Origin of the sequence: Mycobacterium sp. 1164966.3 (assembly GCF_001665395.1) — a bacterium.
Taxonomy (GTDB): Bacteria; Actinomycetota; Actinomycetes; order Mycobacteriales; family Mycobacteriaceae; genus Mycobacterium.
Genome location: NZ_LZSG01000005.1, coordinates 356,013 through 375,432, shown reverse-complemented (window position 1 = coordinate 375,432; position 19,420 = coordinate 356,013). Strand labels below are relative to the sequence as shown.

Annotated in this window: 17 protein-coding genes and 1 pseudogene; 7 read left to right on the top strand and 11 right to left on the bottom strand. The window is 63.3% G+C overall.

Translation table 11 applies throughout. The annotated features are described in order from the left end of the window. Positions 1-296, top strand: a 296-nt coding sequence (locus A9W99_RS03715; RefSeq protein ID WP_172828797.1) for an HNH endonuclease signature motif containing protein, incomplete at its 5' end; no start/stop codon positions are given. Between the two features lie 189 nt (positions 297-485). Here the strand turns inward: A9W99_RS03715 and A9W99_RS03710 are convergent. From A9W99_RS03710 to A9W99_RS03685, 6 genes are all read right to left on the bottom strand, one after another. Next, positions 486-1,154, bottom strand: coding sequence for a hypothetical protein (locus tag A9W99_RS03710; protein ID WP_156622920.1), 669 nt, complete (start codon positions 1,152-1,154; stop codon positions 486-488). 32 nt (positions 1,155-1,186) lie between these two features. Continuing rightward, positions 1,187-1,933: a PP2C family serine/threonine-protein phosphatase gene (locus A9W99_RS03705; RefSeq protein ID WP_067373453.1), complete on the bottom strand. Its 747-nt coding sequence runs from the start codon at positions 1,931-1,933 to the stop codon at positions 1,187-1,189. Next, complete coding sequence (locus A9W99_RS03700; protein WP_067373450.1) at positions 1,930-3,273, bottom strand: aromatic ring-hydroxylating dioxygenase subunit alpha; 1,344 nt, start codon at positions 3,271-3,273, stop codon at positions 1,930-1,932. Before A9W99_RS03700 ends, A9W99_RS03705 begins: the two co-directional genes overlap by 4 nt. A 5-nt stretch (positions 3,274-3,278) precedes the next feature. Further along, complete coding sequence (locus tag A9W99_RS03695) at positions 3,279-5,042, bottom strand: amidohydrolase family protein (RefSeq protein WP_067373447.1); 1,764 nt, start codon at positions 5,040-5,042, stop codon at positions 3,279-3,281. A gap of 219 nt (positions 5,043-5,261) precedes the next feature. Further along, positions 5,262-5,687 (bottom strand): ATP-binding protein, encoded by a 426-nt coding sequence (locus A9W99_RS03690; RefSeq protein WP_216639702.1) that lies wholly within the window; start codon positions 5,685-5,687, stop codon positions 5,262-5,264. Between the two features lie 76 nt (positions 5,688-5,763). After that, positions 5,764-6,132 carry an STAS domain-containing protein gene (locus A9W99_RS03685; RefSeq protein WP_067373444.1) on the bottom strand — a complete coding sequence of 123 codons (369 nt, stop codon included), beginning with the start codon at positions 6,130-6,132 and terminating at the stop codon, positions 5,764-5,766. 293 nt (positions 6,133-6,425) lie between these two features. Between A9W99_RS03685 and A9W99_RS03680 the strand changes: the two genes are divergently transcribed. From A9W99_RS03680 to A9W99_RS03655, 6 genes and pseudogenes are all read left to right on the top strand, one after another. Then, a complete protein-coding gene (locus A9W99_RS03680) occupies positions 6,426-7,472 on the top strand; it encodes an ABC transporter permease (protein ID WP_067373441.1) in 1,047 nt (348 codons plus the stop codon). Positions 7,473-7,475: 3 nt separating this feature from the next. Then, a complete protein-coding gene (locus tag A9W99_RS03675) occupies positions 7,476-8,468 on the top strand; it encodes an ATP-binding cassette domain-containing protein (RefSeq protein WP_067373439.1) in 993 nt (330 codons plus the stop codon). A 66-nt stretch (positions 8,469-8,534) separates the two neighbouring features. Continuing rightward, on the top strand, positions 8,535-9,584 hold the full coding sequence (locus A9W99_RS03670) for an ABC transporter permease (RefSeq protein WP_067373437.1): 1,050 nt from the start codon (positions 8,535-8,537) through the stop codon (positions 9,582-9,584). 3 nt (positions 9,585-9,587) lie between these two features. Further along, complete coding sequence (locus tag A9W99_RS03665) at positions 9,588-10,583, top strand: ATP-binding cassette domain-containing protein (protein ID WP_067373435.1); 996 nt, start codon at positions 9,588-9,590, stop codon at positions 10,581-10,583. Positions 10,584-10,685: 102 nt separating this feature from the next. Next, positions 10,686-11,579 carry a fructose bisphosphate aldolase gene (locus tag A9W99_RS03660; protein WP_067373432.1) on the top strand — a complete coding sequence of 298 codons (894 nt, stop codon included), beginning with the start codon at positions 10,686-10,688 and terminating at the stop codon, positions 11,577-11,579. Between the two features lie 66 nt (positions 11,580-11,645). Continuing rightward, a pseudogene (locus tag A9W99_RS03655) lies at positions 11,646-11,912 on the top strand (crotonase); the annotation flags it as partial. Positions 11,913-11,939: 27 nt separating this feature from the next. On the opposite strand, the gene A9W99_RS03650 reads toward A9W99_RS03655, so the two are convergent. Genes A9W99_RS03650 through A9W99_RS03630 form a run of 5 tightly spaced genes read right to left on the bottom strand, consistent with a single transcriptional unit; the run spans position 11,940 to position 19,403 of the window. Beyond that, the gene (locus A9W99_RS03650; protein WP_067373426.1) at positions 11,940-16,139 is read right to left on the bottom strand and encodes an AMP-binding protein; all 4,200 of its coding nucleotides are present in this window, start codon (positions 16,137-16,139) and stop codon (positions 11,940-11,942) included. After that, complete coding sequence (locus A9W99_RS03645; protein WP_082929808.1) at positions 16,126-16,359, bottom strand: acyl carrier protein; 234 nt, start codon at positions 16,357-16,359, stop codon at positions 16,126-16,128. The genes A9W99_RS03650 and A9W99_RS03645 overlap by 14 nt, the downstream gene beginning before the upstream one ends. A gap of 4 nt (positions 16,360-16,363) precedes the next feature. Further along, positions 16,364-17,950 (bottom strand): fatty acid--CoA ligase FadD10, encoded by a 1,587-nt coding sequence (gene fadD10 / locus A9W99_RS03640; RefSeq protein ID WP_067373420.1) that lies wholly within the window; start codon positions 17,948-17,950, stop codon positions 16,364-16,366. A gap of 23 nt (positions 17,951-17,973) precedes the next feature. Continuing rightward, complete coding sequence (locus A9W99_RS03635) at positions 17,974-18,537, bottom strand: FcoT family thioesterase (protein ID WP_067373417.1); 564 nt, start codon at positions 18,535-18,537, stop codon at positions 17,974-17,976. Beyond that, positions 18,534-19,403: a TauD/TfdA family dioxygenase gene (locus A9W99_RS03630; RefSeq protein WP_067373414.1), complete on the bottom strand. Its 870-nt coding sequence runs from the start codon at positions 19,401-19,403 to the stop codon at positions 18,534-18,536. Before A9W99_RS03630 ends, A9W99_RS03635 begins: the two co-directional genes overlap by 4 nt. Positions 19,404-19,420 lie beyond the last annotated feature (17 nt).

The following is a 19,420-nucleotide window of genomic DNA, read 5'->3' as shown; positions in this document are numbered from 1 at the left end:
TGCTCGCCCACCACATCCGGCATTGGGAAGACGGTGGGCCCACCGAGCTGGAAAACCTAATCTTGGTGTGCCCGTATCATCATCGGCTGCACCATCGCGGCCTGATCACCATCAGCGGACCCGCCGACGATCTCATCGTCACCGACAGCGACGGACGAACGCTCAGCGCCGCCTCGCTGGCCCGCCCACCCACTGGCCCACCGCCGGCGGTCCCACCGTGCCCCGGACCCACCGGGGAGCGCGCCGACTGGTGGTGGTACGACCCATTCCAGCCACCCCCACCGGCAACCAACTAAGCCACGTCACTACCGGCACGATGCTCGGGCAGCCCAAACCGGTTGAGGCAGAACGCAATTCGCGCATCCTGAAAACAGGACTGCCAACCAGTTCCGCAACGCGCGAATCACGATCCACGCTGACGGCGCACACCAATTTAAACCAAGCCGGGTTCCGCACCAATCCGGTCGACAGGGTGGCTGAACCGCTCAGGGTTCGACCGAGATACGAAGCGATGCAGTGGGACTGGTACCGATCGGGTTGTGCGTGGCGACGTCGGTCCTCGTCACGTTGATGGCGCCCTCGCCCTTGCTGACGGTGAAATCCTGCTTGGCGTCGAGCTGCATTTCCAGGTCGTAGGTGACGACCTGACCTCCGTGTTTCACGTCGAAAGGCGGCACCAGGGTTTGCAGAATGAAGTCCATCCCGCCGGCTTCGCGGACATACGGCGCCGCCACCCATGTGTTGGTGTTCTGGTCGAGCATCCGCATCGACCCCCGGGGCATCATGTGTTGCTCCGGCGATCCGCACGAACAATGGCCCAGGGACACAACGAGTCCCACCTGTGCAATGTCATTGGCGGTGGTATTCAACAGCGTGATGCCGAAGCGCATTGGCGGCCCACCCGGCCGGACCGTGGTGCCCTCTTGCGGATAGATGGTGATTTGCAGTCCATCGGCCTTTCCGGTACGCCGCGGATCGCTGGAGGCCGGCACGCCCGAGGAGCTGGGTGACACTTGACCCGACGGCGATGCGGATTGTGTCTGCGGAATGGAGCTGCCGGAACTGGTTGGTCGTCCCGACGTCGAGCAGCCGACGAGGACCAGGATTGCCCCGACAGACGCGGCCAACGCCGCGAACCGATAGTTGATAACCATGAATGTTCCTTCTGTGGCGTTGCGATGCAACACTATTGGTCGGTCTCGACGATGTCGATCACCACAGCGGTAATGTTGTCCGGTCCGCCCGCCTGCTTTGCGGCGTCGATCAGTGCCGCACAGGCATCTTCCGGCACGGGGTGCCCGCCCAGTATCTGTGCGAGTGACGATTCGTCGACGACGCCATGCAGGCCGTCGCTGGACAGCAGGATCCGGTCTCCGGGAAGCAGCTCCACCGCCGCGGTATCCGGTAGCGCCCGCGGATACATCGCAATGTGGCGGGTGATGATGTTTCGGCCCGGGTGGTCCTTGGCGTCCTCGACAGCCAGCTCGCCCGCTTCGATCAATTCCTGGACCAGGCTGTGATCGCGGGTGATGCGCTGCAGCTCCTGCTCGCGGTAGAGGTATGCGCGACTGTCTCCCAGATGAGCGAACAATGCGCGCGACCCCGAAACGACCAGCGCCACCAGCGTGCTGTTGGCCCCGGCCACCCGTGGATCGGTGTTGGCGTAAGCGCGAAAGTCATTGCAAAATTCCGTGACAGCGCGTCCCAGCGATTCCGAGGCCGTCGAACCCACGTCTTCCGCGGTGAGGTGACGGGCCACATATGTCGGCAGCAACTCAACCACAAGGTGAGCGGCCATGGCGCCGTCGGTGCTGCAGGCCACGCCGTCGGCAACCATGAACAGGGACTGTTCGGGATCGGCTCCCCAGCTGTCCTGGTTGTTGGTCCGTAGACAACCGACGTCGGTGAGACCCGCAAACTGCAAACCGGTCACTTCGGCCGGCCGGTATCGCCCCCGGTCATCCGCTCCGATTCGGGCAGGTCGAGATAGCGCTCGAGATTGCGGTGCATGTTGATCACCCGCCGCTCCTCGTTTGACAGGACCAGGTGAGTGAAACCGGGCTGGTGCATGCCCCGCTGCAAGCCCGCGAGAACTCGGACGTCTTGCGTGAGCACCAGGCCCGGTGCGGACTCGCCCGCGGTGGTGCGCACGTCGGTCGGTTTGCTCCGCGGCGCACCCGGCGGCATGCGTGTCATCAAGAACATGACCATCTCGCCTTGATCGGGGGTGGGGCCGGGTCGTGAGCACATGATCGTCAGGTGGTCGGCGTTGGTCAGAAACGTCATGTTGGGGAACACGTTGTACTGGTGCAGCCGGGTGATCCGGTCGGTGTCCGCCCAGTCCAGATCTACGCCGCGTTGTGCCGCAAACGCGCGGGTGCGCGCCGCGATCAGGTCTTGCACGGTCTGTCCCGGTTGGCGTTCTTCGGCGGGAAACGGCGTGCCTTCCGGTGCGCCCATGAGTGCGCCTTGGGTGTAAACGTAAGCGTCCCAGACTTCCTCGCCGCTGAGCGCGCCGTCAAAGCGTGGGCTCTGCACACCGTAGGGCTGGTCGGATTTACCCGTGTGCCCCCAAATCTGTTGTGGCGCATGGATATCGTCTACACAGCGCAACAGTTCGGGATGCAGCGTCTGAACGTGATACGTCTCGCTGTAGCCGTCGGCAATCGTCTTCCAGTTGGCGTCCACCTCGATGGTCAGCGTGGCGTAGCAGCGGAATTCGCTCAGATTGGTCCAGGCGACGTCTTCCGGTATGGCTTCCAGATACTCGAGCAACGGCATCGCGGCCCGATCGAGGTTGACGAAGACGAGACCCTCCCAGGTATCCACCCGCACCGGCACCAACGGAAAGTCGGACATCCGCAGCGCACCGAAACCTTTGCGGTTGGGCACCCGCTTGAGTGTGCCGGCCAGGTCCCACGTCCAGCCGTGGTAGCCGCACTTGAGTTCGCGCAGGCCCGAACCCGAGCCCACGCACACCGAGTTGCCGCGATGGCGACACGCGTTCTGGAACGCGCGCAGCACGCCGTCGTCACCGCGAACAATCAGGACTCCGTATGGACCGCAACGGTATTCGAAGTAGTCGCCAGGCTCGGCGACATGGTCGACCATGCAGGCTATCTGCCATACCTTGGGCCACATGCGCTCAAACTCGAGCGCCGCGAACGCCGGAGAGTAATAGCGTGCGGCAGGCACCAGCGTCGGGCTTTCCGGCGGTGTGCCGATCGCGTCCTCGTCACGGGTACGGGCCGGATTGCCCGCGGTGGCTGTCATGTGCCTTAACGGGCGCCGCGCACCAGGCGGCCGGGACGCGCCCCGGTGTCGACGTCGTTGCGACGCGTCACCGTTCCACTGACGATGGTCGCGGCGTACCCGCTTGCGCCCTGCAGGATCCGGTTTCCGCCGGCGGGCAGGTCGAAGGCCATCGCCGCGGGGTGCAGCGTCAGCGCGTTCATGTCAATGACGTTGATGTCGGCCTTCTTGCCGGCCTCGATCGTGCCGCGGTCGGTCAAGCCGAACAGATGTGCCGTGTCATGCGACTGCTTGCGGATCACGTATTCCAGCGACAGCTTGTCGCCGCGCTTGCGGTCCCGCGCCCAGTGCGTCAGCAGGAACGTGGGATATGAAGCGTCGCAGATCATTCCGCAGTGGGCGCCGCCATCGGACAGGCCCAGCACGCCGGCCGGGTGCAGCATCATCTCGCGAATTGCGTCGTGGTTGCCGTCTGCGTAGTTGAACAGCGGCAGCATGAGCATGGCGGTCGCGTCCGACTCGAGCATGAGGTCGTACAGCGTCGACAGCGGATCCTCGCCGCGGGCCTTGGCAATCGCGGCGACGGTGCGATCCGGCGTGGGCTCGTAATCGGGCGGGTTGCCGAGCGCGTAGAGCCGTCCCAGGGAGTGTTGCACCAAGGCGAACATGCCGTCGAACAACAGAGTCGGATCGGCGGGCAGGTCGTCCTCGGCGAGGATCGCGGCCTTCACCGCAGGGTCTGCCAGGCGCTGCGCGAGTTCCTCGCGGCTGCACTCGGCCGCCAGCCGGCGATAGGTGGGCCGATGGCTGAAGCCATGATGGCCCTGGAAGCCGATCATCATGCCGAACGGACGCGCCGCGATCTGGGGATGCAGCCGGCTGCCCGCCTCATGCGCGGCCGCAGAGAGCTCCAACATCTCGCGCCACAGGTTCGGGTCGGCGTCCACTTGTATGAGTGCGAACGACACCGGCCGATCGATTTCGCCGCCCAGCCGTCGCATCCACTCCAGTTCCTTCTTGGGGGCGACGATGTCCTCCCCGGCGGCCCCCTGCGGGGCCAGCTCGAACACGCCTTGGCCGCCGGCCGCCATGGCGCGACCGAGACCGAAAAGTTCGTCTTCGGCGGCGAACGTGCCGGGCACTGGTTCGCCATCCATCGCACGGTGTCCCATGGTGCGCGACGTGGAGAATCCGAGCGCGCCAACTTCCATCGCCTCGGTGACCAGCCGACCCATTGCCGCGATGTCCTCGGGGGTGGCCGGCTCGTTCTTGGCGCCCCGCTCGCCCATCGCGTAGGCGCGGACGGCGCCGTGGGCGACCTGGCTGCCCACGTCGATCGCGAACTTTTGCTTCCCGATCGCGTCGAGGTACTCGGGATAGGTTTCCCAGCCCCAGGTGATGCCCTCGGTCAGCGCGGTGCCGGGGATGTCCTCGACCCCCTCCATCAACTCGATCAGCCAGTCCTCGGTGCCGGGCCGGACGGGGGCGAACCCGACGCCGCAGTTGCCGGTGACCACAGTGGTCACGCCGTGCCCGCTAGATGGCTCCAGCAAGCTGTCCCAACTGACCTGACCGTCGTAGTGGGTATGGATGTCGACGAAACCGGGAGCCACCACATGTCCGGTCGCGTCGATCGTTGCGGCGGCTTCGGCGCTGTCCAAGCCCTCGTCGTTGGTACCGCGGCGGACGACGTCGACGATCTTGCCGTCCTTGATGCCGACGTCGGCGCGATAGCGTTCTGCGCCGGTGCCGTCGACGACAGTGCCACCGATGATTTTCAGGTCGAACATGGATCCTCCAGGGCAGCGAACCCGGGCTTGAGGGATTATTACGCTACGCCACGTAGCGTATGTATTGACGGTAGGCGCCTCAGTGGGCTGAGTCAATGAATCCTTTGGCCGGGGTGGCCGTAGCGACGAGTTGAGTGTGCGTTGGCTTTGATTCAGTCGCAGAGCCCAGGATTCACACCAAACCCCGACGCATTCACGCGGACGAGGAAACCTGGGGCGTCAGGTGACTGACCTGGCGCCCGTGAAGTCTGTCCAGGTCAGCCTGACGCTTGTTCCGTGCGGTGTGCCGTCGATGATCGCCTCATCGGCAAGCGCCCGCATCAGGGGGATTCCGCGTCCCCGAACCTGACATAGTCGCCCAGGAGCAACCGGTGCCGGCACACTGTGGCGCCAACGACCGCGGTCGTTGACGGTGACGGCGAGGGTGTCCGAATGTGCGTCGTAGTCTGCGCTGACGTCCATCGTCCCGCACTGCGCGTCATCGATGTAGGCGAACTCGGCGGCATTTGCAATCGCTTCATTCACCGCCAGCAGCAAGTCATTGAACCGTTCGGCGCCGAGGCTGAAATGTTTGTCAAGCCAGTTCCCGAACTCGGCTCGGGTCTGAGCGGCGCTGGACGCGTCTGCGGCAATTCGCTTTCGCACGAATCGTGATTGGTCGTCTCGCGGTAGATCGTCTCGCGGTAGGTCGTCGATGTGAGACACCGAATGCCGCCAATGATCAACAATCGCTCAGCGCGCTATCCAGCGTGCTGTACAGCGGTAATACGCTGTCGATTCCCATGAGCTTTATCGGTCGGCTGGTGGCCGGCCCGTCCGCGACGACCGCGAACCGAGTGGGTGCGACGACTTCCGCCTGCGCGGTGACGAGAGCGGTCATCCCGGCAGATGCGAGGAATTCCACCTTCGACAGATCGACGACCAGGGTCTCAGGCTTGGTGGCCAGGGCGGCTTGGATCGCCTCGGTCAACTTCGGCGCGGTGAGCATGTCCACTTCGCCTGCGACGGTCAGTACGACCGCCTGACCTGCTTGGTGTTTCCCGACATCGAACGGTGTCGGTTCGACGGAGTTGCCAGATTTTTCGATCATCGCTGTTTCTCACATCCGTCCCGACTGGGATAGTTCTCCGACAATCAGTCGCCGACCGGGGCTGTTGCTTCAACCCGTACGGAACAGTGCCGTCCATCCTGTGCAGCCAACTGGAGGTGTAGGGGACCTCCAAACAGTGGTAATCGTAGGCCACCCGGATAACACCGGATGTCAGCGGTCCGCGCGTCGCGGATTTTTCGGCCACCGCTAGCGCGGTATCCACCCGAATTTGTGCGCGCAATAGGTACACAAAATATGGTCAGTTAAGCAGTTGGCATTGGTAGGTTCTGGGAATGTTGTTTGCGGCGCTGCGTGATATGCAATGGCGAAAACGGCGCCTTGTCATCACGATCCTCAGCACCGGACTGATCTTCGGGATGACGCTCGTGCTGACCGGGCTGGCGAACGGGTTCCGGGTCGAGGCCAGGCAAACAATCGATTCCCTCGGTATCGACCAATTCGTGGTCAAAACCGGCGCGGCCGGACCGTTCGCGGGTTCGATACCGTTTCCGGAAGTCGACCTGGCCCGGGTGGCATCCGAGCCCGGCGTCGAGGCTGCCGTCCCACTGGGCTGTGTGGTGACGATGATGCAGGACGGGAAGTCAACACGAAACGTCACCGCCTTCGGCGCGCCCGAGCATGGCCCCGGCATGCCGCACGTGCCTGAAGGTCGGGCACCTTCGGCGCCGGACGAGGTCGCGGTGTCGAGCACGATCGGCCGCCATATCGGCGAGAGCCTGGAAGTCGGGGCCCACGTGCTGCGCATCGTCGGCCTCGTGCCCAATTCCACGGCGATGGCGGTACCCAACATCTTCCTGACGACACAAGGCATACAGCAAATGGCCTACAACGGGCAGCCGCTCATCACATCGATCGGGATCAAAGGTAGTCCCCGGGCACTGCCCGCCGGCTACCAGACTTTCGACCGTGCGGGCGCTGTCAACGAGCTGGTTCGGCCGCTTAAGGTCGCGGTCAGTTCGATATCCATCGTGGCTGTGTTGTTGTGGATCGTGGCCGTGCTGATCGTCGGATCAGTGGTGTACCTCTCCGCCCTCGAGCGGCTGCGCGACTTCGCGGTGTTCAAGGCGATCGGCGCACCGACACGCTCGATCCTGGCGGGCCTCGCTCTGCAGGCGCTCGTTATTGCGCTGGTCGCCGCGGCGGTGGGCGTCCTCCTTGCACAGCTGCTCGCGCCGTTGTTCCCGATGATTGTCGCGGTGCCCGTCGGCGCCTACCTGGCGCTACCGGTGGTCGCGATCGTGATCGGTCTGCTGGCCAGCCTCCTCGGACTGAGGCGCGTCGTGGCCGTCGATCCCGCGCTCGCGTTCGGAGGTCCCTGACCGGTGGGCGACCTCAACATTCAGAACCTGGTTGTCGAGTACTACAGCGGTGGCTACGCACTGCGGCCGATCAATGGTTTGAACCTCGACGTGTCAACCAGCTCGTTGGTAATCCTGCTGGGTCCCAGTGGCTGCGGGAAGACGACGCTGCTGTCGTGCCTCGGCGGCATCCTGCGGCCGAAGTCTGGGGCAATCAACTTCCGGGATGTCGACATCACGACTCTGGAGGGCACCGCGCTGGCGAAATACCGGCGCGACCAGGTAGGCATCATCTTTCAGGCCTTCAATCTCGTGCCGAGCCTCACCGCATTCGAGAATGTGATGATTCCGCTGCGATTGGCCGGGTGGTCACGCGCTGCCGCCCGAGAGCGGGCTACGGAACTGCTGACGCGGGTCAATCTTGAGGAGCGGATGAAACACCGCCCGGGTGACCTGAGCGGCGGGCAGCAGCAACGCGTGGCCATTGCTCGCGCGATCGCGCTTGATCCGCCGCTGATCCTCGCCGACGAACCCACCGCACATCTCGACTACATCCAGGTGGAGGAGGTGCTGCGGTTGATTCGAGAACTCGCCGACGGGGAGCGCGTCGTGGTGGTCGCGACTCATGACGCTCGGATGCTGCCGCTGGCCGATCGCGTCGTCGAGCTGACGCCCGATTTCCCGGAGGCAGCCGGGCCCCCCGAGACCCTGCAGGTAAAGGCGGGCGAGGTGTTGTTCGAGCAGTCCACGACGGGCGAGCTGATCTACGTGGTGACCGAGGGTGAGTTCGAGCTGGTGCGCGAATTGGCAAACGGCGGTGAGGAATTGATCAAGGTGGTGGGCCCATGGGACTACTTCGGCGAGATCGGAGTGCTGTTCCACATGCCGCGTTCGGCCACGGCGCGCGCCCGCACCGATGCGACCGTCATCGGTTACACCGCACCGGCGTTTCGTAAGCGGGCCGGTATGGGTGCGCTGCGCGACGTGATCGAGCACCGCGAGCTTGCCAGCGATTGATCTGACGCGCCCCAGGGACCAAGAAAGGGCTGTCCGCGACGGGGCTGCGGCGGTAGCGTCGTGACCATGCTGATCGCGGCGTTACGCGACATGCAATGGCGAAAGCGGCGCCTCGTCATCGCAATCATCAGCACCGGGCTGGTCTTCGCAATGACGCTTGTCCTGACCGGACTGGCGAACGGCTTTCGGGTCGAGGCCCAGCGGACCGTCGACGCTATGGGCGTCGACGGGTTCGTGGTCAAAGCCGGTGCGGCCGGACCATTCCTGGGCGCGACTCCATTCGCCCAGGTAGACGTCGCCAGAGTGGCCGCGGAGCCCGGGGTGGTTGCAGCGGCGCCGCTTGCCACCGCCGCGTCTGCGATCAGGGAAGGAACCTCGGCGCGGAACGCCACAGCTTTCGGCGCCCCGGCGCACGGACCTGGCATGCCGCAGGTTTCGGAAGGCCAGACACCGACGGCGCCCGACGAGGTCGAGGTGTCGAGCACCCTGGGGAAGCACATTGGCGAGGACCTGCAGGTCGGCTCGCGCACTCTGCGGATCGTCGGCATCGTGCCCAACGCCACCGCACTGGCGAAGACGCCGTGTATCTTCCTGACGACCGAGGGCCTGCAGCAACTGGCGTACAACGGGCAGCCGATGATCACGTCGATCGGGATCATCGGCAAGCCCCGGCACCTCCCCGAGGGCTATCAGACCGTCGATCGCGCGGCCGGCGTCACCGACTTGATGCGTCCGTTGAAGGTCGCGGTGGGTGCGATCACGATCGTTGCCGTCTTGCTGTGGATCGTGGCGGTGCTGATTGTCGGCTCATTGGTCTACCTATCCGCGCTCGAGCGGCTACGCGACTTCGCGGTTTTCAAGGCAATCGGTGTGCCGACGCGACAGATTCTTGCCGGCCTCGCGCTGCAAGCGGTCGTCGTCGCGTTGCTTGCGGCCGTGGTCGGCGTTCTCCTTGCGCAGCTGCTGGCGCCGCTGTTCCCGATGATCGTGGTGGTGCCCATGCGGGCCTACCTGGCACTGCCCGTGATCGCGATCGCGATCGGTCTGCTCGCCAGCGTTGCGGGACTAAGACGCGCGGTAGCAGTCGATCCGGCGCTCGCATTCGGAGGTCCCTGATCGATGGGCGACCTGAGCATTCAAGATCTCGTCGTCGAGTACTCCAGCGGCGGATACGCGCTACGGCCCATCAACGGGCTGAATCTCGACGTGGCCGCGGGGTCGCTGGTGATTCTGCTCGGCCCCAGCGGTTGCGGGAAGACGACGCTGCTGTCGTGCCTCGGCGGAATTCTGCGGCCGAAGAGTGGAGCGATCAAGTTCGGCGGCACCGACGTCACCGCGCTCGACGGCCACGAGCTGGCCAGGTATCGGCGCGACACAGTGGGCATCGTCTTCCAAGCCTTCAACCTGGTGCCCAGCCTCACCGCCCTCGAGAACGTAATGGTTCCGCTGCGCGCAACCGGATGGTCGCGGGCGGCATCGCATCGGCGCGCCGAGGAATTACTGAAACGGGTCAACCTCGAAGACCGGATGAAACACCGTCCGGGCGACCTCAGCGGCGGACAGCAGCAACGGGTCGCAGTCGCTCGCGCGATCGCGCTGGAACCGCCACTGATCCTCGCCGACGAGCCGACTGCGCACCTCGACTTCATCCAGGTGGAGGAGGTGCTGCGGTTGATCCGCTCGCTCGCGGAGGGAGAGCGTGTCGTGGTCGTTGCGACCCACGACAGCCGGATATTGCCGATGGCCGATCACGTCGTCGAGATGGCGCCCACGCAGGCTTCGACGAACCGGCCCCCCGAGACGGTGCAGCTCAAGGCGGGCGAAGTGTTGTTCGAGCAATGCACGATGGGTGACCTGATCTATGTGGTGTCCGACGGCGAGTTCGACATCGTGCGCGAATTGGCCGACGGCGGCGAGGAACTGGTCAAGGTGGCGGGACCGGGGGACTACTTCGGCGAAATGGGTGTGCTCTTTCATATGCCACGATCGGCAACGGTGCGCGCCCGAACCGACGCGTCGGCCGTCGGCTACACGGCGCAGGCATTCCGTGAGCGACTCGGTGCAGCGGGTATAAGCGGGGTAATCGGGCAACAGGAGCTTGCCAGGACGGAGTGACGACCTGCCTGCTCCCGGCCTGACCGCACGAATATGATCGGCACGGTTTGGGCTTGACGGTGCGCCGTCCCCGAGAGTGCCACGACGAAGTGGAGGAATTCCATGCCGAACCAGCAGCAAGCCGACCGGATGACGTCGGGTAAGGGATTCATCGCCGCCCTGGACCAGAGCGGGGGTTCCACACCAAAAGCGCTGCGCCTGTACGGAATCGAAGAGGACGCGTACTCCTCCGAAGAGGAGATGTTCGACCTCATTCACCAGATGCGCTCGCGAATCATCACCTCGCCGGCGTTCACCGGCGATCGGGTCCTGGCAGCGATCTTGTTCGAACAGACCATGGATCGCGAGATCGGCGGTCAGCCGTCGACCACCTATCTGTGGGAGACCAAGGGCGTGGTTCCCATCCTCAAAATCGACAAGGGACTGGCCGACGAATCCGACGACGTGCAGCTCATGAAGCCCATACCAGGGCTGGACGAACTGCTGGAGCGGGCGGTGGGCAAGGGCGTTTTCGGCACCAAGGAACGGTCGGTGATCGGTGGTGCCAACCCCAAGGGCATCGCCGCGGTGGTCGCCCAGCAGTTCGAGCTCGGCCAGCAGGTGCTGTCGCACGGTTTGGTGCCCATCCTCGAACCCGAGGTCACCATCTCGATATCGGACAAAGCACAGGCCGAGGAGATACTTCGCGACGAGATCAGCAAGCAGCTCGAAACCGTGCCCGATGGCCAGCGCGTGATGCTCAAGTTGAGCCTGCCAACCGAGGTCAACTACTACCGTCCGCTGATCGAGCATCCGAAGGTGATGCGGGTGGTGGCGCTGTCCGGCGGCTACTCACGCGAGGAAGCCAACGAACTGCTGGCGAAGAACACCGGTCTGATCGCCAGCTTCAGCCGAGCGTTGACCGAGGGGCTCTCCGCCGACCAGTCTGACGAACAGTTCGACGCCACCCTGGACAAGTCGATCCAGTCGATCTACGACGCCTCGGTCGCCGGCTGAGACCCGACGGCAAATCGGCTTTGAGCGATCTCACCGTATCGATCGCCGATGGCGTCGCGCTGGTCACGCTCAACCGGCCATGCGATGACGGTGGCCCGCGACATCGCCGTCAACGTTGCGCCGATGTCTGCCGCGCTGAGCAAGCGACTGCTCTGGGACACCATGAGCAACGGGTATACGCCGCGCCAGGTCGCGGACCTCGAGACGAAGCTACATCACCGGGTCATGGGCAGCGCCGATGCGCGCGAGGGCGTCGACGCGTTCCTGCAGCACCGTCCGCCGCGGTGGAGCCGATCGGTGTCGACCGATTGGGAACCGCTGCCCAAGTTGTGACGCGAATAGCCCCAACGCTCGAATTGATTATCCAACAACCACTTCCGGCGCCTGCGAAAAGCCATTCGCCACCAGGGTACGCAGCGATTGCGGTGGCGCGGCCAGCTCTCCGACGGAGTCGATGCCGAGGGCGATGGTCGGGTAGTCCGCCAGGTACTCCGCGTATGAGCGCGTGCCCAATCTCATGCCCAGGCCGAGCCAGGCGTCAACTACCGACCACCTTCGGGGATTTCTCTTCGCCCAGTCGCTTTCGTCGAGCCGGTGCTTCCACTCAGCCACGTCAAGTTCGTCGAGCGCATACCCGCTGAGAAACTCACCGTATTCCACTGCTTCACCGCGCACCACGGTGATTCCGCGTCCCAGTCGAGTCGCTTCTGCCGACGGGGCCAATTGGCCAAGGATCGCGTTCGCGACGGCCCGGCCAGTGGTGACTTCTTCGGTCAAGGTCAGAGAAGGGAAGGCCCGCAACGCAGTACAGGCGTCGGCAACCGAGAGCAGGATGTCGGCGGAATCGTGCAGTTGATAGTCCTCGCCAAGTACCCGCGGCAGGCGCACGATGGTGAAATCGAGTTCGTCCGGGGATCCGGCCACTACCAGCTCCGCGAGCGACTTGGATGCCGCATAGGGATACGGGGCATCGCGGGGATCGGTAACTCGCGGCACGGTGACATCCGCATTGACGACAAACGTCGACAGATGCACCAGTTTCACGGCATTGTTCGCGCATGCCTCAGCGATCGCGGAAACCAATTCCACGTTGGCCGGCCGGAGTTCGCGGTATGGCACCAGCACATTGGTGTTGCCGATGCAGTTCACGACGGTTCCGGCGCCCGTGTCGTGGATCAGCGCCTCCAGCTCTGATCGGCCGACTTCAGCAGACAACTGATGGATCCGCACCCCATCGATGCTGCGGAGAGCAGCCCACGGATTGTGTTCGGGCAGTTTTGATCTCGTGGCCAACACCACGTCGGCGCACGGGGCTCCCGACCGCCTGAGGTCTAGAACCGCTTGCGCGAACCCGGTGCCCAGGACGCCCGACGCACCCAGCACGACGATTGTTTCGCGGCTGTTCGGGGATCGTTTGACACTGGACTGGGCAGCCGCGCGCCGTCGCCGCAGCGAAGAAAGGTCGCTCTCTATCTCGGCGGCGGTGTCCGCATCCATCCATGCATCGGCTGTCAACCCGTCGTCGATGAGGTTTGCGGCGGTATCGGCACTGATCAGATCCAGGATCGAGACGTGTCGACCCAGATACCTGCGGGTGTCGGGGAGGATTCTGATGAGATCCAACGAGCCGATGCCCTCGCCGAGGAGCGATGAGTCCGGCCGGATGGTCCTCCCGAGATGCCGGCTCCAGACCTCCGCTAGACCGGCCGCCTTCTCTCCCGTCGCGGTGTCGGCTAGCACGGTATTCACGAACTGAGGCATCGTTCGCAAATTGTCGCTGTCGACCTTCCCATTGGGCTTTCTCGGGATACTCGGGACTCCGACAACGAAAAACGAAGATACACCTGAGCTTACGAGGATCAATCTGATCCGTTCCGCTGCTGCACTGTCATCGCCGGCTTCGCGGGTCTGCTTAGTCTCGAACCACACGCCAAGGCTTCCGCTGTGAAGTTCGACGGCGACATCCGACACCGCGGGGTCCGCATAGATACGCCGAGTCACCTCAGCCGTGTCGACTCGCTTGCCGGAAATCTTGACGATGGCGTCTTTGCGTCCGGCGAAGACCGGAAAATCCTCGGCATCAAGCGTTACCCGGTCGGCGGTGGCAAACGCGCGACGTCGTGAACCGTCACCGGTGGCCACCGTGCCGAAGCTGCGGTCGTCTGTCCCGAGGTAGCCGGGAGAAACCAAGTCTCCCGCGATGACGACTTCACCGAAGGCGATGAACACGGAATTCGGTACTACCGGCCGGCCCAGCCTGAGCCGTGCGCCACCCGTAACGGTTGCTCCGTTGCAGGCGATCGGCAAAAAGGTGACTACTACGGTGGTTTCCGTCGGACCATACGTCGAGACAAGCGAAATCGACTGAGAGGCACCAGAATCGAGCCATTTGTCGACTGCACTGGAACGGATGGCCTCACCGCCGATCACGATCTGCCGAAGGCGAGAGCGGCGGATCGCGTCAATCGCGTCGTCGTCCTCGCACATCAAATGCCATACGGCGGTCGGCAAGTCGAGGACTGTCGCGCTCTTGTCGACGAGATCTCTTGCAAGCGTGTCCAGGTCGCCCGTTTTCATGCCCGTGGATCGGAGCAGCTCCGATCCACAGCTAGCGCCACCAAAGATCTCCTCGACGCTGATGTCCGACGTCAGCGGCGCACATTGCAGGATGGTGTCGTGCGGGCCCCATCCGTAGGCCCGTCTGACGGCGTCACAGAAAAGCGCGAGCGAGCCGTGGGAGATTCGGACCAGCTTGGGCTGGCCGGTCGACCCCGAGGTCGGCATGACGTACGCCGTCTTGGTGGCTAACGAAACATCTTGGGTGACTCCCCTGATGCGTTCATTCAGGAGCTGCTGTAACTCGTCACTCAAGCTCTCCGGCAGCTGTGCGGCTACGACGTCGACCACATGCGCGGCGACACCATCGATGTGATCAGCGATGGCGCCGGCGCGTAGAGGAATCTGGTCTGGGGTGTCGCAGACGCTGTAGCCGCAGCCGGCAAGGTGGCACGCGATCAGTAGATCTATGGTCCGTGAGGTGTTGTCGTCAGTGAAAATCAGGACGTCACCGGGCGCGGCGCCGCTCTGTACCAACCAGGCAATCCATTGCGCAACGTACTGGTGTCGTTCCAGGATTTGGTGCACGCCACCTGCCGCGTCCAAAAACCATGCCGGCGTTGTCGGCAGTGTCTCGATTGCCGTATCGCCTTGGCAGCGCGCCCCGTCCGGACCGACACCGAACCACTCGTCGACGGTCATGGCGATCGGCTGATCCCACGTCTTTGCCATCGAGTCCAGCGCGGCAGCGATGCGCTCCGCGACTCGGTGGTGCATACGATGCGGGGGCAGATCTGCTCTGTTCCAGATCGCCAGGTCAAGCGTCCGGTGGTCTTCGTCCAGGACACACGCCACGGTCATGCCCTCGACCGGACCGATATCCGTCGCGACCGGTGTTTCCGAGAGGAACGGACGAAGCTGGGGCGCACACGCCTGGCGGATGAAGTTGAGCGTCAACGCCTCAACGTGAGATGTCCGGTTGATCGCCAAATACATTCGGCGGTAGTGCTCTTCGCGAAACCATCGGCGTCGCACGGCCTTGACGTAGCCGCGGTCGAGCAGTCGAACGACCTCTTGCACCGAAGCGAATGGTGAAAACCGGACGGCGTGCGCAACCGAGTTGACCAGACATGTCGCGACATTCAGCTCAGGATCGCCGAACCGGTTGTCCACGGGATGAACCAGCAGACCCTCGGTGCTCTGCCGAAGGCTCGCGTCCACCGCGACCGCGGCTGCGGCCACCAACACGTTGAGCGGGACCTGCTTCTCCTCCGACAGGGCCAGGATCGCGTCATAGGCCCGGCCGGAGATTGTCACTGACTCGCTGAGGACGCCCTTAGCTGCCATACCAGGGGCATCGATTGTGTCGTGACCATGCCCGCCGTAACGCGCTTCGTCGGCCAGCTCACGCCGCACGACATCGGCGAGACGCTGCAGCGATTCTTCGACTTTGGTCGTCTCACGCCGGTGTGCTTCCGTCAGCTTGATCAGACCCGCTGTGAGAGAAGGAGGTTCAGCAGGAGCACCGGCCGCGAGGTGTCGGGCCAGGTCGGTCTCGATGATCGCCGTCGCGCCGCCGTCAACCAGAATGTGGTGGGTGTGCACGTTGAGGCCCGACACGTCGCCGGTTTCGTCTGTCAGCACGGTATAGCGTGCCAGTGGCTTACCGAGGATGCCGGAAGTCCACGCGGACTTCAGTTCGTCGGCACTGTGGGGCGTCTGGTCCGACCGCACCTGGACGATGTCATCGAACCTCAGCCGAGGCACCAGAACCGGATAGCCAACCTCCGTCGCAGACTTCTCGAGAACGCAGAGCTGCCCTGCACTTTCGAGCATCGCGGTTTCCAGAGCGGCCAGGAATGTCGTCAGCTCCAGCGGGTGGAACCGATAACTCTTGCCGATCAGATACAACTCGGGATTGCCGTCTTGCAGCACCCCGTTGTAGAGGTTTTGTTGCGACCTGCTCAGCGGAACTCGTAGCACGCGTTGTTCAGGCGCGTTCACCGAGATTCTCCAGCTCCTTAACCCAGCCCTCAATCGACAGGTTTTCCGCCAGTCGGGACGGTACCTCGGATTCTCGGTCCACGCCGAGCTGCTTCATGATGAGAACGAACCGAACGGAATCCAGCCCGAGGTCTCTGAGATCGGTGGCATCGCCGTCGGTGAGATCCGCTTCTTCGATGTACAACACATCGCAGACGGCTGCGAAGACCTTTTCCCTCAACGTGTCAGCCACGAACGACCACCCCGGCTTTGTCTTCGCTTACCGTCGCAGCCAGTGAAGTACGCATGACCTTGCCGGACTGCGTTCGAGGAATATCCCCGACGATCTTGATCGTCGAAGGCCGCGCCATCGACTCCGATTGTTGCCGGAAACGTGCCGCGATCGCCTGTTTGAGCTTGCGGGCTTCTGACTCGTCCAGTTGCGTGGAGGAGACCACAGCCAGACCCACCAGCGCTCCGAACTCCGCATCCGGAATTTCGTAACATGCCGCCTCGCGGACGCCCGGAACCCCCTCCGCGATGCGATCGACCTCGTCGGGCGCGATGTTCACGCCACCGGAGATGAACATTTCCGAAGATCTCCCCTTGATGTAGAAGAAGCCGTCGTCGTGGCGCTCCAGTAGGTCACCGGTGTTCACCCATCCGTCGACGAGGACCTCTTGGGTGCGTTGCGGGTTATTCCAGTACCCCAACATGTTTGCCGGCGACTTTATCCACAAAGTGCCGAACGTAGCGGAAGAATCGGTGCTGCCGGCGGTGGGCCCACTGTCGCCTGGGCCTGCCAGATAGACCTCCACGCCGGGATAAGGACGCCCCACCGCGCCCGCCTCTATTTTGGCGATCGATCCATCATCGGTCGGCAAACACAAAGCGGTGCAGCCTGTTTCGCTCAAACCGTAGACCTGTGCGGTGCGAACACCCGTGGCTTCGATGAATCGCACGTCGGCCGCGATTGCCCGTGAACCACCGTATCCAAGCAGTCGCAGCGACGGCAGCGTCGTGTCGGCCAACTTCAGCTCGGCAACCAGTTTCGTAAGAAGAGTCGGAACCACGCACGTACTCGCGACCTCATTGTTCCTGAGCAGCTCCATGAGGGAGGACGTGTTCTCACCGCCGGTGATACACAAACATCCGCGCATCAGACAAGTGAAGATCCACCACAATCCGCCGACATGGGTAGCCGGCAGCGGCGAGTAGGTGGTTTCGCCGTCGACCCAGGTGACCCAGTTCAAACCGTTGTCCCGCAAGATGTCCGGGATGGCGAAGAAGGTGCGATTGGCCAGCAGCACGGCTTTTGGCTCACCCGTCGTGCCACTGGTGAAGATCATCGCCAGTGGATCATCGGCGCCCAGTTGTGGGGTGTTGGCAGCCGCCGGGTGAACCGTCTCCCGGGCGCCGGCGGTCAGATCGACCCGGGTCGCCGGTATCGACTGCAGACCATCAGGCAGGCCGGCCGATGCGGTTCTGCTCCCCGGTGCGATGAGAATCGCGCTCGGGGTGGTTACCTGACCGAATCGATCGATGGTGGCGGGCGGGAGATTCCCGTCCGCCATGACGGCGATCGCGCCGACCTTCGCACACGCCAGCACCGAAAGGTATGTCTCGGGGCCGTTGTCGGAGATGACGAGCACCCGGGATCCCTGAGACACCGACTGGGTCCGAAGCGTCGCGGCAAGCCTGTCGATTTCGGCGACGAGTTCGCGGTACCGCAGTGCGCTTTTGCCGTCGCAGCGGCGCAAGGCGATTGCCTCGGGCCGCTGCCGGGCCTGCTCGACGACCCGTTCCAGCACCGTAAGCGGTGAGTGCGACATAGCTGTAAGTGTCCCTCAGTACCTTACGGGATGTTAAGTGCTGCTAGTTCGACCTCGCCGGACGCGGCTCCGCCGAACTCGTCCCAGAACTCGATGGAGCACTCGATGTTGAGATAGCGCGTCCTGCGGTCGACCACCTGGAAATTCTGGCACTGCAAGCGGGCGGAGAAGGCCGGGGCGTGGATCATCCTTTTGAATCGCGATGCCGTGTTCTTGATCAGCATGCTCGGCAGCTGAAGGTCGAAATAATCCGAGATCGACCAGCCCCGCAGTACCGGGATCTCCTCGTTGAGGATGGCCGGCGCGAACGCGCTGTACGCGAGTTGGTTGAAGCACATGATGAATTCCGCGGCGTTGAAGTGGCCCGTGCTGCGAATGTAGGCCGGCTCGCCGATGCTGAAATTTCCGATTGCGAGGACCGAGTCAGGGGTTGCTTTGTACTCGGCGTCGAGCAGATAACGGCATCCTTTGTATGCGTACGGGTCAAGGACTCTGACGAGCAGCTCCTCTGCGATCGGAGTTGTCTCGCTGGAATCCGCGAATTCTGCCTCGAACTGCGTGGGCTGGATTAAGTCGATGATGGTCATGCTGCATGTCCTGGTGTGATAAGGCCGTCCAACATGGTCAGCCGGTGGGTGGTTAAATGGCCTGCGGCAGTACCGTGCTTCGCGCGGTGCATGAGAACGCGGTTGTCCCACAGAATGATGTCGCCAACTTCGTAGTGCTGCGTGTGTATAAACGGCGATTTGAATTCGGTATCGAGCTGGCCGGTGGCGACCATGAGTTCTTGCAGAATCGACGGGTCAAGCAAATTCCCGTCCTTGTCCTCGATCTTGGTGGTGCCCGAGGCACAGATGTAGAGGATCTCTTCCCCGGTGTGCGGGTGCCTGATCACCGTGGGCCACTTGATGGGGGGCGTGGTCCTGGTGATCTCGTCCCAGATTTCGCCGATTGGTTTGTGCACGTCGCTGGGGCGAATCTTGATGTGCCGGCGAGGATCGTGGGTGCTGACGGTTCCGCGGACCGGGTCTTGCTTGGCGGCGGGCAGCGATTCCCAAACTTTGTTCAAATCGATGAAGTAGGTGCCGCGGTCGCTTCCCGGCACCGAAAGAGGCAGCACCATGGAAAACGCAAAAGGCTCCGGCATGAACATGTAGTCGATGTGCCAGAACGCGCCGGTTTTCGGCACGCCGCGCCCTTGTTCGGTCGAAGAAACGAAGATTTCCGGGTAAACCGGGTGGTGATACATAGGCTCGTAGTAGGTGACGATATCCCCGACTATTCTGCCCAGTTTCAGGAATTCTTCGGGAGAAGGGTGAACGTCTTTCAGAACAACGAGCTTGTTCGTGTAGACGATTTCGCGGATCTCCTCGGTAGTGAGGTGGTCCAGGTTTTTGGGATCGAGGCCGGTAACCTCGGCACCGAGTCCCTCGCCTTTCACATTGAGCGTCATGTACTGTCTTCTCCTGA

What these genes read in the sequence shown, in the direction of transcription:
- fadD10 (WP_067373420.1), bottom strand. Translation starts at nt 17,950, where the DNA reads ATGTCGCACTCACCGCTTACGGTGCTGGAACGGGTCGTCGAGCAGGCC.
- A9W99_RS03635 (WP_067373417.1), bottom strand. Translation starts at nt 18,537, where the DNA reads ATGACCATCATCGACTTAATCCAGCCCACGCAGTTCGAGGCAGAATTC.
- A9W99_RS03630 (WP_067373414.1), bottom strand. Translation starts at nt 19,403, where the DNA reads ATGACGCTCAATGTGAAAGGCGAGGGACTCGGTGCCGAGGTTACCGGC.
- A9W99_RS03710 (WP_156622920.1), bottom strand. Translation starts at nt 1,154, where the DNA reads ATGGTTATCAACTATCGGTTCGCGGCGTTGGCCGCGTCTGTCGGGGCA.
- A9W99_RS03660 (WP_067373432.1), top strand. Translation starts at nt 10,686, where the DNA reads ATGCCGAACCAGCAGCAAGCCGACCGGATGACGTCGGGTAAGGGATTC.
- A9W99_RS03700 (WP_067373450.1), bottom strand. Translation starts at nt 3,273, where the DNA reads ATGACAGCCACCGCGGGCAATCCGGCCCGTACCCGTGACGAGGACGCG.
- A9W99_RS03680 (WP_067373441.1), top strand. Translation starts at nt 6,426, where the DNA reads ATGTTGTTTGCGGCGCTGCGTGATATGCAATGGCGAAAACGGCGCCTT.
- A9W99_RS03665 (WP_067373435.1), top strand. Translation starts at nt 9,588, where the DNA reads ATGGGCGACCTGAGCATTCAAGATCTCGTCGTCGAGTACTCCAGCGGC.
- A9W99_RS03695 (WP_067373447.1), bottom strand. Translation starts at nt 5,042, where the DNA reads ATGTTCGACCTGAAAATCATCGGTGGCACTGTCGTCGACGGCACCGGC.
- A9W99_RS03685 (WP_067373444.1), bottom strand. Translation starts at nt 6,132, where the DNA reads ATGATCGAAAAATCTGGCAACTCCGTCGAACCGACACCGTTCGATGTC.
- A9W99_RS03670 (WP_067373437.1), top strand. Translation starts at nt 8,535, where the DNA reads ATGCTGATCGCGGCGTTACGCGACATGCAATGGCGAAAGCGGCGCCTC.